We start from the raw sequence: 12,266 nt of genomic DNA on the forward strand, positions 1-12,266 counted from the left end.
GAGGATGAAGTGACACACTTTGAAAAGCTAACGATTGCAGGGTGTCAGTACATTCAGGATGACGCTGGTCTCCACGTTTTTCATGTGAATAGCCCCCATGCTTTGATGCAAGCGGTTGGGTATCTCAAATATACGGCTCAACCTTGGGAGCGCATATATTTGCGAGGGCAAAGTCGCCTGTATGACACACTTTGTCCCACGCTCTACCGTGGAATATCAAATCCAGTCACTCAGGGAAGGCGCCATGAGCGCCTATTGGAGGTTATCAATGAGTTTTTATCTGACTGTCCAATATTCAAAGACATGCCCAGCTATACCCATGAGCCATTGCTACAACATTACGGAATTCAGACGACATGGCTCGATATTGTAGACAACATCTGGGTGGCGTTATGGTTTGCGCTCCATCGCGCCAGCTCATCCGGGCCTCAATTCCAGTATTTGCATTTTGACACGAGAAGCTCCCCAGCAGATGGAGAGTTTGGTTACATTGTGCTGATCCGAACAGAAGATAGCAGAATAGAGAAGGTCAAAAAGGGTATTTCTAAAGGAGGCAAAACTGAAGTTATCGATCTTCGGATTGCTGCCCCCTCGGTTTTCTTGCGCCCGCATGCTCAGCACGGCCTTCTGTTCCGCGTCAGGGGGACCGAAGGGGGGCGTCTCATGGATTATTCAAACTCGATTGCAGGGATTGTTAGATTTCCACTGGAGGCGGGAAAATTGTGGTTGGGGTCTGGCGCGCTACATAATGTCCGAAGCCTTTTCCCGCCTCCGTATTTCGATAACGGATATCAGATACTTCTTAGTGTGTCTCTTTCTGAGAAATCTATAGGTGTGATCAATCACATTGGTGCTTAGCTGCGGTATGAAATCCAAGGGCAGACCAGGATGAAGTGGCGGTGTGAATATTATGTGGCCATTTTTCTGCGCAACGGAAAATCCTGGAGTGCTCAACTTCTCGTTTTTATGGCATCAACTAGTCGCTCATTGTAGCAAAGATATTCTGAGATGTATTGTGCGCCTCTATCCACTGTTGTGAATAGTGTGGCGTAAGATGATAGATATATTGGTTGTGATTTTCTTCGATGGTCATTATCGTTGCCAGACCCTAGTGTTGAACTTAAATCCATACTCTTCGTAAAAATAGGTAAATATTGAAGTTTGTGAAAGTGCGTGTCGCGCGACATGATGAAGCTAGGAATTTGCAGCAATTAAAAAAGCTATCTAGCGAGGTGAATTTCACCCCAACTCCTTCGCCAATTCCTCCGCCCGGATATGCGCGTAGCGTTTCAGCATCTCCATCGAGCGATGGCCGGTGATCATGGCGATCTGCATGTCGCGGAGGCTGGTTTTCTCGAAGAAGCGGCTGGTGGCTTCGTGGCGCAGGTCGTGGAAATGCAGGTCGTCAAGCTTGGCCTTCCGGCATACGGAGAGGAAGGCGTGGCTCACGGCGCGGCCGACTTCGATATCGAATAGTTTGCCTTTGCCGCCCGTCATGGCTTGCCAGGCGCGCAGCACCTCGATGGCCCTGGATGAGAGCGGCACGGTGCGGCTGGAGCCGTTCTTGGTCTCCCTGAGAAAGATGGTGCGGCGGTCGAGGTTGACGTCATCCCAGGCCAGGCCGACGAACTCGCCCTGGCGCATGGCGGTCTCCAATGCCAGCCGTACCATCGTGCCGAGCCATTTGCTTTTCGAGGCGTCGCAAGCGGCGAGCAAGATGGACTCTTCGTCCGGCGCCAGGCGTCTATCCCGCCCTCTCGGCAAGGTCGGCTTCTTCACCTTGCCGACCGGGTTGACCAGGCTCTCCATACTCCATTCCGAACTGGCCACGGTGAAGACGTTCGAGAGCAGGTTGAGGTAGTGGACAACGGTTTGCGGGCTGCGCTGCTTGAGAAACTGGTCGCGCCAGGCGGCAATCTCGGAGGCGCGGATCGAAGCCAGGGAGCGGGCGGCCAGGTCGGTGCCTAGCCAGTAGCGCAGGATGCCGGTACTTTGCTTGATGCCCTTCTTGAGCGGCACTTTCTCGGACAGGTATCGCTCCAGGGCCTCCTTCAGCGTGGTCCGCTCGGCCTCGATGCGGCCGGGGTGAAACCGGCCGGCGTCGATATCGGCCTCGATCTGCCGCGCCCAGGCTTCGGCCCGCACCTTGGTCTCGAAGGTGTTGGCGGTAGTCACGCCTTTGCGGCGTATCTTCGCCTGCCATTGCCGCTCGCCGCGATGGGAAATGGTCGCCATTGATCGAACCTGAGTTCAGAGGGTTGGCTTCCCCCTGACTGTCCCAAATTTGTCCCAAAATTTCAAGATGAGAGCGGGCGTGGCGTTTAAGTTGTTGATTTAATTGGAGCGGGTGAGGGGAATCGAACCCCCGTCGTAAGCTTGGGAAGCTTCTGCTCTACCATTGAGCTACACCCGCGCGCCGGCTGGGCGCACCTTAGCCAAGCCGGCGCGGGGCTGCAAGGTCAGAGGGAACCTAAAGCCCGGCGATTACCCCCGTGGCGCCGGCGCCAGAGCGGCGGTGCTGAGGCGCTGGGTCATGGTTTCGACTTCATCGCGGCTGACCGGCCAGGAAGTCGCCTGAGTGGCGGTGAATTTATTGCCCCGCCATTGCTGATAGATCTTAACCAGCGTGTCGCCTTGCTTGCCAAACCAGAAGACGCCGACCTCGCCGACGCCTTCGCCATAGCCGCTGCCGACCGCTATGTTGGGCGTGTTCTGGCAGACGACACGGATCAGCGTGTAATCATTGGCCAGCGGCTGCACCGTGGCGGTGAAATTTTCCCGGCCACAGGCCTGTACCAGCGGCGTCAGGGATTGATTGATGAATTCCGGCAGCGGCATGCCAGGCAGCTTCTGTGCCACTACGCCGTATAGCCGCTTCCACGCCTTGAAGGTTTCGCCCTTCGGAATCTGTTCCTGGATGAAAGCCGAATCCCGTTGCTGCCGGTTCACTTCGCTGCCGTTGAGCGGATCTTCGTATTTTTGCCAGCTGGGTCCAGGATGCTGTGCCACGGCATCGAACAACCGCACTGTCTGTGTTGTCTTGTCGGCGCTCTGTGCCGCATTGATTTGAGCCGCATTGGTTTGAGCCGCACTGACCGTAGACAATGTGCTGCCGACAAGCAGAGCCAGCATCAGGGCCGCGCCGTGCCGGCGCGAACGGAGCCAGGAATGCGGTGGCCGCTTCAATTCTCCGGATGAAATCGTACACTGTCGCGGCATGATTGATCTCCCGATTTGCTCGATAAATACAATTTGTAATGAGCATTTCGGAACTTCAAGTGCGACCTTATCAACCTCAGATAGGGAAGATCAGGCAGGTGGTGGTACCGTGGGCATAGAGCCTGCCACTGGCATCGTAGAGATGGCCCTCGGCGGTGCCGACCTGGCGGCCGACATTGACGATCTTGCCGACGCAGAAAACCGGGCCGATCTGGTCGGTGAGGCCGCGCACCAGATGCACGCGGTATTCCAGCGTGGTGTAGCCGGTGCCTTTCTTCAGGGTGCTCTGGATGGCGCAGCTCATGGCGCTGTCCATCATCGTGCCGGTGAAGCCGCCATGCACGCTGCCGATCGGATTGTAATGCCGCTGCTGCGGCCGGGCGGCGAACACCACGCGGCCCACTTCGGCCTCATGGATCCACATATTCATGCCTTCGGCGATCGGCGCACCGGGAAATGTGCCGTTCATCAGGCCGCGGAACAGGTCGATGCCGTCCAGTTCGCGCAGCTTCTCCAGCGGCAGCACGCCGAAAACCGGATTGGCCGGTGGCTGGACATCGCTCGGAAAACGGGGGGCGGCTTCAGCCATGACGGTTCCTCCTTGGCGGGGCAGTTTAATTAGTGTAGATACACATATTATGACTTCCGCCACCATGCGCAACCCTCTTGCCCCGCCTGACCCAACGGCAGGGCATGATGAATCGGCCTGGCCGGAGCCGAAGCCGGATGGGCGGGAATACTGCCCGTGCTATGAGTCCCGCCGCCTGGCCCGGCGGGTGAACCTGTTCTACGAAACCACCATCGGGTTGACGGCGGCACAGTTCAGCCTGGTCGGTTTCGCCCTGGCGCGGCCGGGCGTGTCGATTTCCGAAATGGCGCGGCTGCTGGATGTCGACCGCACCACGGTGACGCGCAACCTGGCGATCCTGGAGCGGCTTGGCCTGGTGCGGCAGGAAGCCGCGCCTAAGGATGCCCGCCGCCGCGCGCTCTACACCACGGCGGAGGGCCGCATCGCCTGGCGTGCCGGTTTGGCGGCCTGGCGCGCGGCGCAGGCCCGGTTCAAGCAGCAGATCGGCGGCCAGGAATCTTTCGATGCCTTGATCGGCCTGCTGCGGCAGACTGCTGATCTGCTGCCCGGCGAGGCTTCTAACTCTGCAATCTAGTTGTGCTTTAGTCGAAAGCGGGCGGCCTCGCGCTTGGCCTGTGCGGCGCTTTTGTGAATAATCCCTGGTGAAGGCGCGCCGGGCTTGAGCGGCGCCACAAGAATCTGTTGCCTAGGGAGAGCACCGCCATGGCCGATAACGAGCTGTTTCCAGTTTCCGACGATTGGGCCAAGCGGTCCTGGATCGATAATGCCAAGTACAAGGCGATGTACGAGCGCTCGGTGAGCGATCCGGAAGGCTTCTGGTCCGAGCAGGGCAAGCGCGTCGACTGGATCAAGCCCTATTCCAAGATCAAGGATGTGTCCTACGCCAAGGACGATCTGCATATCCGCTGGTATCACGATGGTGTGCTGAACGTTTCGGCCAATTGCATCGACCGCCACCTGGCCAAGCGCGGCGACCAGACCGCGATCATCTGGGAAGGCGATGATCCGGCCAAGTCTTCGCATATCACCTACAAGCAGCTGCATGCCGAGGTGTGCAAGCTGGCCAATGTGATGAAGGCCAACGGCGTCAAGAAGGGCGACCGCGTCACCATCTATCTGCCGATGATCCCGGCCGCCGCCTATGCCATGCTGGCCTGCGCCCGCATCGGCGCCGTCCACTCGGTGGTGTTCGGCGGCTTCTCGCCGGACAGCCTGGCCAACCGCATCCAGGATTGCGACTCCAAGTTCGTCATCACCGCCGATGAGGGCCTGCGCGGCGGTCGTGGCGTGCCGCTCAAGGCCAATGCCGATGCGGCGCTGAAATCCTGCCCCGGCGTCGAGAAGGTGCTGGTGGTGAAGCATACCGGCGGCAAGATCGAGTGGCAGGCGGGCCGCGATATCTGGCTGCATGAAGAAGCTGCCAAGGTGCCGGCGGATTGCGCGCCGGAGCCGATGAATGCGGAGGACCCGCTGTTCATCCTCTATACCTCGGGCTCGACGGGCAAGCCGAAGGGTGTGCTGCACACTTCTGGCGGCTATCTCGTTTTCGCCTCGATGACGCACCAGTATGTGTTCGATTACCACGATGGCGATATCTACTGGTGCACCGCCGATGTCGGCTGGGTCACCGGCCACAGCTATATCCTCTATGGCCCGCTGGCGAACGGCGCCACCACGCTGATGTTCGAGGGCGTGCCGAATTATCCCGATGCCTCGCGTTTCTGGCAGGTGATCGACAAGCACAAGGTCAACATCTTCTACACCGCCCCCACCGCGATCCGCGCCCTGATGCGTGAAGGCGAAGGCCCGGTGAAGAAGACCAGCCGCGCATCCCTGCGCCTGCTTGGCTCGGTCGGCGAGCCGATCAATCCGGAAGCCTGGCTGTGGTATCACCGCGTGGTTGGCGATGGCCGCTGCCCGATTGTCGATACCTGGTGGCAGACCGAAACCGGCGGCATTCTGATCACGCCGCTGCCGGGCGCCATCGCGCAGAAGCCGGGTTCGGCCACACTGCCGTTCTTTGGTGTGCAGCCGCAGTTGGTGGATGGCGAGGGCAAGGTGCTCGAAGGCGCCACCGAAGGCAACCTCTGCATCACCGATAGCTGGCCGGGCCAGATGCGCACCGTCTATGGCGATCATCAGCGCTTCATCGACACCTATTTCAGCACCTTCCCGGGCAAGTATTTCACCGGCGATGGCTGCCGCCGCGATGCCGATGGCTATTACTGGATCACCGGCCGCGTCGATGACGTGATCAACGTGTCCGGTCATCGCATGGGCACGGCGGAAGTGGAAAGCGCGCTGGTGGCCCATGCCAAGGTGGCGGAAGCCGCCGTGGTCGGCTACCCGCATGATATCAAGGGGCAGGGCATCTATGCCTATGTCACGCTGAAATCCGGCATTGCCGCCAGCAACGAGCTGCGCGCCGAACTGGTGAAGCATGTGCGCACGCTGATCGGCCCGATTGCCACGCCGGATCTGATCCAGTGGGCGCCGGGCCTGCCCAAGACCCGCTCGGGCAAGATCATGCGCCGCATCCTGCGCAAGATCGCGGAGAACGAGTTCGGCGCGCTGGGCGATACCTCCACGCTCGCCGATCCCACCGTGGTCGATGACCTGATCAGCAACCGCCAGAACAAGAGCTGATCGGCTCTTTCGCCTTCGTCATGCTCGCGAAAGCGAGCATCCCATTAAACGAAAATGGGACCCTCGCTTTCGCGAGGGTGACACAAGGTGGGATACGGCAGAATTAGAGACCGCAGCGTTTCCACTGGCTGATATCCCAGTGGAAATGCGCGCCATGGGCGGCGTCGCTGTTCGGCGTCAGCACCACGGAGAAATAGTCGCAGCTCTTGCGTGCCACCTCGCGCAGATAGGCGCCGAAGGCATCACGGCTGCGCCATTGCCGGTCGATGGAAATGCGGGTTTCGTCCATCAGGCTGAAGCCCCAGATGTCGATGGCCCGGCCATGGCCATGTTCGGAAATCCGGCTGCCATTGCCGGTCATGCGCTTGCAGGTGAAGCCGCCGGCATGGTTCAGCCGCCGCAATGGCTTGCCGAAGGTGCCCAGCGCCAAGGGCTTCAGCACATCGCGTTCGAATTCCATCAACCGCACCGCCATCGGGCAGGTCAATTCCACCGGGCGGTTCAGTTCCAGCGTGGTGCGATCCAGGCGCACGCCATTCTCCAGCGTGCAGCCGCCACGGCCCTGTTCGGCCTGGGCTATCGGCTCGAATTGCGCACCGAGTGCAGTGAGATCGTTGAGACAGACCGACTGGATGGCATCGCGGTTCGGCCATAGTTTCAGGCTCGGCGGCGGCACCGGTACGGCGACAGGCTGCGGCGGCGGGGCCGGCACCGGCCGCGGTGCCTGGGCGCAGGCCGCCAGCAGGCCGAGCAGCAGAATTGCCGCTAGATGTCGGATACTGGCAGCCACAAGACCTCCTCGATACGCTCGGCATGGCAGAACAGCAGCACCAGCCGGTCGATGCCGAGCGCGATGCCGGTGCAATCCGGCAGGCCATGGCGCAGGGCGGCGATGAAATCGGCGTCGATGGGATAGTCATGGCCGTAGAGCTGGCGCTTGAGCGCCATGTCGGCCTCGAAGCGGCGCAGCTGTTCGTCCGCGTCGGTGAGTTCAGAGAAGGCATTGGCCAGTTCGACGCCGCAGGCGTAAAGCTCGAAACGCTCGGCCAGATGCGGCGCGCCGGGCTTCGGCCGGCTCAAGGCCGCCATGTGGATCGGGTAGTCGTACAGCACCGTTGGCGCGCCCAGACCCAATTTCGGTTCGATGCGCTCCAGGGCGAGGCGGAAATAGAGATCGTCCCAGCTATCGCCGGCATCGACGCGCAGGCCGATGCCGGTGCAGGCCGCGCGCATGGCGGCCAGATCAGGTTGCAGCGGATCGGCGCCGATGCAGGCGGCAAGATCGATGCCGCCATGGCGGCGGCAGGCCTCATGCACGCTGAGATATTCCCAAGGACCGGCGACATCGGCTTCCAGTCCCTGCCAGCGCAACCTGCTCTCGCCGATGCGGGTGGCGATGGCGCGCAACATCGCCTCGCAATCCTGCATCAGGCGGCGGTAGTCATCACCGGCGCGATACCATTCCAGCATGGTGAAGGCGGGATGGTGCAGCGCGGCGCGTTCGCCATTGCGGAAAACCGGGGCAAGCTGAAACAGCTTTTCCTCGCCCGCCGCCAGAAGCTTCTTCATGGCGAATTCCGGCGAGGTATGCAGGTGCAGCAGGGCCCGGCTGCCATCGGGGCGTTCGAGTTCGGTGGCGAAGGCCTTGAGATGCGGCTCCAGGCCAGGCGAGACCTGCAAGGCCGGAGTCTCCACCTCGACAAAGTCTTCGCCGGCGAAATAACCCCGGATCGCCGCCAGAATTGCCATGCGGCGCAACAGGTTGGGCCGCCTGCGGGCATAGAGCCCAGGCCGCCACCATTCCGTTCCCGTCTTGGTCATGTTTTCAGGCCGAATCGGGTTGTTTCACCGTATATGACCTGATAGTTTCCGCCCGGCTTTTACGCAAGCGGGCCTGGAATCGAGGGCCCGTTTTTTCGATTCATAAGGACGTCCCATGAAGGTCAATGCCAACCAGTTGCGCAAGGGCAACGTGGTCGAGATCAACAACAAGCTCTACGCCGTGATCACGGCGCAGAACATCCAGCCGGGCAAGGGCACCCCGGTCACCCAGCTCGATCTGCGCGATCTGGCTTCCGGCCTGAAGATCAGCGAACGTTACCGCACCACGGAATCGGTTGAGCGCGTTTTCATTGAAAACCGCGAATTCACCTACCTCTATGCCGAGGAAGACACGCTCACCTTCATGGATGTGGAGAATTACGAGCAGCTCCCGGTGCCGCGCGAAGTGGTGGGCGACAGCTCGGTCTACCTGCAGGATGGCATGAAGGTGGATATCGCGCTCTATGACGGCAAGGCGGTCAGCGTCGAGATGCCGCAGACCGTTATCCTGGATGTGACTGATACCGAACCGGCCGTGAAGGGCCAGACCGCCGCGTCGTCCTACAAGCCGGCGATCCTGTCCAATGGCGTGCGCATCATGGTGCCACCGTTCGTCGGCATCGGCACCCGCATCGTCATCAACGTGGCCGAGAATGCCTATATGGAGCGCGCCAAGGACTAAACCTCCGAGGCCAGCCGCCGAAACGAAAAGCCCGCCATTCCGGCGGGCTTTTTTGTTGGCGTGGTATGCCGTTGCCTCAGACGGTTTCTTTCACCCGGTTGTCGAAGCATTGCCGCGCCGCTTCCATGCGGTCGCCATTCTGCATGGTCCATTGCCACAGGCCGCAGACCACCTCGCCCAAGGAATGGCCCAGCGGGGTCAGGCTATATTCCACATGCGGTGGCACCACCGGATGGACATGGCGGGCCACCAGGCCATCGCGCTCAAGCTGGCGCAAGGTCTGGGTCAGCATCTTCTGGCTCACGCCCGGCAGGCGTTCGCGCAGGCGCGAAAAGCGCATCGGGCCGGCATCGAGGTTTTCGATGGTCAGCAGGGTCCAGCGGTCGGCCAGCCGGGTCAGCAGGTCGCGCACCAGTTCTTCCACGCGCGGATCTTCGCAATCGGCGCAGGAAATCGGCAAAGTATTATCAGGTGTGGGGCTCAGCATTTTCGGGGCTCCTAAAAAACGCCTATCCATCGCAGATGCACAGTATCCGCGCGGTGCCTATGGAACTTTCGGGTGCCTTCTTGCCGAGTATAGCACAGGCGCCTATTTCTGCCCAAGCGCCGCCACATGCCCCACCCCGGTGTGCGCGCAAAATCGCGGAGACTTGATGATGCCCGTCACATTCACCCTGAATGGCAAGCCCGTTCGCCTCGATGTCGACCCCGATATGCCGCTGCTTTGGGCAGTGCGCGATGAAATCGGCCTCACCGGCAGCAAGTTCGGCTGCGGCATGGCGCAATGCGGCGCCTGCACCATGCATGTGGAAGGCGAGCCGGTGCGCGCCTGCTCCACGCCGCTCAGCAGTATCGAAGGCAAGAAGATCACCACCATCGAGGGCCTGAACGGCAAGGTGGCGCAGGCGGTGCAGGCCGCCTGGGTGAAGCATGAAGTGGCGCAATGCGGCTATTGCCAGTCCGGCCAGGTGATGTCGGCGGTGGCCTTGCTCAGCGGCAACAATAATCCCAGCGATAGCGATATCGACGAAGCGATGCGCGGCAATATCTGCCGCTGCGCCACCTATGTGCGCATCCGCTCCGCCATCCACGATGCCGCCAAGACCGTGAGGGCTTAAGCATGACCATGCAGCGACCGATCGATACTTCCCGCCGCGGCTTCCTCAAGGGCAGTGCCGTGGCTGCCGCCGGCCTGATCGTCGGCTTCCAGATGGCGCCGGCCGGCAAGGCCTTCGCCGCCACCGCCAAAGCCGGTGAAAGTGCCATGCTCAATGCCTTTGTGCGCATCGCGCCCGATGGCATCGTCACCGTCTATGCCAAGCATGTGGAAATGGGCCAGGGCAGCTATACCGGGCTTGCCACCATCCTGGCCGAGGAACTGGATGCCGATTGGAGCAAGGTGCGCGCCACCGGCGCACCGGCCGATGCCAAGCTCTATGCCAATCTGGCTTTCGGCATGCAGGGCACCGGCGGTTCCACCGCCATGGCCAATTCCTGGGATCAGTTGCGCCAGGCAGGCGCCACGGCGCGCGCCATGCTGGTCGCCGCTGCCGCCGAACGCTGGAAAGTCCCTGCCAGCGAAATCACCGTGGCCAAGGGCGTGGTGTCCCATGCCGCTTCGGGCCGCAAGGCCGGTTTCGGCGAACTGGCGGTGGATGCCGCGCGCCAGACGCCGCCGGCATCCGTAACGCTCAAAGACCCGGCGAAATTCGCCCTGGTTGGCAAGAAGGCGCCGCGCCTTGATGCCCGCGCCAAGGCCAATGGCACGGCGCAGTTCACCATCGATGTGAAGCTGCCGGGCCAGCTTACCGCGCTGGTCGCCCGCTCGCCGCAATTCGGCGGCAAGGTGAAAAGCGTCGATGCCGCCGCTGCCCGCAAGGTGCCGGGCGTGGTCGACGTTGTGCAGGTGCCGACCGGCGTGGCGGTGATTGCCAAGGGTTTCTGGGCGGCGAGCAAAGGCCGCGAGGCCTTGCAGGTGGAATGGGATCTCAGTGCCGCCGAGACGCGCGGCTCGGATGAGATGCTGGCGAGCTATCGCGACCTGGCGAAGCAGCCGGGCAAGCCGGCGCGGCGCGAAGGCGATGCGGAAGCGGCGTTAGGCCAGGGCGCGCAGAAATTCGAGGCGAGCTATGATTTCCCCTTCCTCGCCCATGCGCCGATGGAGCCGCTCGATTGCGTGGTGCGGCTGAGCAGTGATGCCTGCGAAATCTGGGCTGGCGATCAGTTCCAGACCGTCGATCAGGCCAATGCCGCCCATGTGCTGGGCTTCAAGCCGGAGCAGGTGAAGATCAACACGCTGTATGCCGGCGGCAGCTTCGGCCGCCGCGCCAACACGCAGTCCGATTATATTTCGGAAGCCGTGCAGGTAGCCAAGGCCTTTGGCGCCGGCAAACCGCCGGTGAAGGTGATGTGGACGCGTGAGGATGATATCCGCGGCGGCTTCTACCGCCCGCTTTATCACCATGCGCTGGCCGCCAGCGTCGATGCCAAAGGTGACATTACCGCCTGGCGCCAGCGTATTGTCGGTCAGTCGATTCTGGATGGCACGCCCTTCGCGCCGATGATGGTGAAGGATGGCGTCGATGTCACTTCGGTGGAAGGCGCCGCCAACCTGCCCTATGCCATCCCCAATCTGGCCGTGGACCTGCATACCACCAAGTCCGGCGTGCCGGTGCTGTGGTGGCGTTCGGTCGGCTCGACCCATACCGCTTTCGCCACCGAGGTTTTCCTCGATGAGATCGCGCTGGCGACGAAGCAGGATCCGGTGGCCTTGCGGCGCAAGCTGCTGGCGAAGCATCCGCGTCATCTTGGCGTGCTGAACCTGGCAGCGGAAAAGGCCGGTTGGGGCAAACCGCTGCCCAAGGGCTGGGCGCGCGGCGTGGCGGTGCATGAAAGCTTCTCGTCCTATGTTGCCGAGGTGGCGGAAGTGTCCGTGCAGGCCGATGGTTCCTGGCGCGTCGAGCGCGTGGTGGCGGCGGTGGATTGCGGCCTGCCGATCAACCCGGAAATCATCAAGGCCCAGGTGGAAGGCGGTATCGGCTACGGCCTGGCGGCGGTGTTCTCCGGCGCCATCACGCTGGAAAAGGGCGAAGTGCAGCAATCCAACTTCCATGATTACGAAGTGCTGCGCATCGACCAGATGCCGAAGGTGGAGGTGCATATCATGCCCTCCAAGGAAAAGCCGACCGGCATCGGCGAGCCCGGCCTGCCGCCGATTGGTCCGGCGGTAGCCAATGCCTTGATGGCGGCAACCGGCCAGCGCTTCCGCGCCCTGCCGTTGCCATCGTCAATCAAGTCGGCTTAGGCAAG

Annotated in this window: 12 protein-coding genes and 1 tRNA gene; 6 read left to right on the plus strand and 7 right to left on the minus strand. The window is 61.5% G+C overall.

What is annotated here, in order from left to right; all coding sequences use genetic code 11:
• The first annotated feature begins 9 nt into the window (after positions 1 to 9).
• Positions 10 to 858, plus strand: a complete 849-nt coding sequence (locus ACQY7X_RS12145; protein WP_428245498.1) for an FRG domain-containing protein — start codon at positions 10 to 12, stop codon at positions 856 to 858.
• Between the two features lie 381 nt (positions 859 to 1,239).
• Here ACQY7X_RS12145 and ACQY7X_RS12150 read toward each other — a convergent pair whose 3' ends face one another.
• From ACQY7X_RS12150 to ACQY7X_RS12165, 4 genes are all read right to left on the minus strand, one after another.
• Positions 1,240 to 2,235: an integrase gene (locus ACQY7X_RS12150; protein WP_428245499.1), complete on the minus strand. Its 996-nt coding sequence runs from the start codon at positions 2,233 to 2,235 to the stop codon at positions 1,240 to 1,242.
• Between the two features lie 104 nt (positions 2,236 to 2,339).
• Positions 2,340 to 2,413 (minus strand) — tRNA-Gly (locus ACQY7X_RS12155).
• 71 nt (positions 2,414 to 2,484) lie between these two features.
• A complete protein-coding gene (locus ACQY7X_RS12160) occupies positions 2,485 to 3,132 on the minus strand; it encodes a hypothetical protein (protein WP_428245500.1) in 648 nt (215 codons plus the stop codon).
• A gap of 163 nt (positions 3,133 to 3,295) precedes the next feature.
• Complete coding sequence (locus tag ACQY7X_RS12165) at positions 3,296 to 3,808, minus strand: PaaI family thioesterase (RefSeq protein WP_428245501.1); 513 nt, start codon at positions 3,806 to 3,808, stop codon at positions 3,296 to 3,298.
• 49 nt (positions 3,809 to 3,857) lie between these two features.
• Here ACQY7X_RS12165 and ACQY7X_RS12170 point away from each other — a divergent pair, with 49 nt between their 5' ends.
• Both ACQY7X_RS12170 and acs read left to right on the plus strand, forming a co-directional pair.
• Positions 3,858 to 4,382, plus strand: a complete 525-nt coding sequence (locus tag ACQY7X_RS12170; protein WP_428245502.1) for a MarR family winged helix-turn-helix transcriptional regulator — start codon at positions 3,858 to 3,860, stop codon at positions 4,380 to 4,382.
• A 128-nt stretch (positions 4,383 to 4,510) separates the two neighbouring features.
• Positions 4,511 to 6,454, plus strand: coding sequence for an acetate--CoA ligase (gene acs / locus ACQY7X_RS12175; protein ID WP_428245503.1), 1,944 nt, complete (start codon positions 4,511 to 4,513; stop codon positions 6,452 to 6,454).
• 103 nt (positions 6,455 to 6,557) lie between these two features.
• On the opposite strand, the gene ACQY7X_RS12180 is transcribed toward acs, so the two are convergent.
• Positions 6,558 to 7,244, minus strand: a complete 687-nt coding sequence (locus tag ACQY7X_RS12180; RefSeq protein ID WP_428245504.1) for an extensin family protein — start codon at positions 7,242 to 7,244, stop codon at positions 6,558 to 6,560.
• A complete protein-coding gene (epmA, locus tag ACQY7X_RS12185) occupies positions 7,220 to 8,275 on the minus strand; it encodes an EF-P lysine aminoacylase EpmA (protein ID WP_428245505.1) in 1,056 nt (351 codons plus the stop codon). The genes ACQY7X_RS12180 and epmA overlap by 25 nt, the downstream gene beginning before the upstream one ends.
• A 115-nt stretch (positions 8,276 to 8,390) precedes the next feature.
• Here epmA and efp point away from each other — a divergent pair, with 115 nt between their 5' ends.
• Complete coding sequence (efp, locus tag ACQY7X_RS12190) at positions 8,391 to 8,957, plus strand: elongation factor P (RefSeq protein ID WP_428245506.1); 567 nt, start codon at positions 8,391 to 8,393, stop codon at positions 8,955 to 8,957.
• 76 nt (positions 8,958 to 9,033) lie between these two features.
• Here the strand turns inward: efp and ACQY7X_RS12195 are convergent, their stop codons facing one another.
• Complete coding sequence (locus tag ACQY7X_RS12195; RefSeq protein ID WP_428245507.1) at positions 9,034 to 9,444, minus strand: winged helix-turn-helix transcriptional regulator; 411 nt, start codon at positions 9,442 to 9,444, stop codon at positions 9,034 to 9,036.
• Positions 9,445 to 9,610: 166 nt separating this feature from the next.
• Between ACQY7X_RS12195 and ACQY7X_RS12200 the strand changes: the two genes are divergently transcribed.
• A complete protein-coding gene (locus ACQY7X_RS12200) occupies positions 9,611 to 10,075 on the plus strand; it encodes a (2Fe-2S)-binding protein (RefSeq protein ID WP_428245508.1) in 465 nt (154 codons plus the stop codon).
• Positions 10,076 to 10,077: 2 nt separating this feature from the next.
• Positions 10,078 to 12,261 (plus strand): molybdopterin cofactor-binding domain-containing protein, encoded by a 2,184-nt coding sequence (locus ACQY7X_RS12205; protein ID WP_428245509.1) that lies wholly within the window; start codon positions 10,078 to 10,080, stop codon positions 12,259 to 12,261.
• The last annotated feature ends 5 nt before the right edge of the window (positions 12,262 to 12,266 follow it).

Source organism: Ferrovibrio sp., from assembly GCF_965278975.1.
In the GTDB taxonomy this organism is placed as follows: Bacteria; Pseudomonadota; Alphaproteobacteria; order Ferrovibrionales; family Ferrovibrionaceae; genus Ferrovibrio.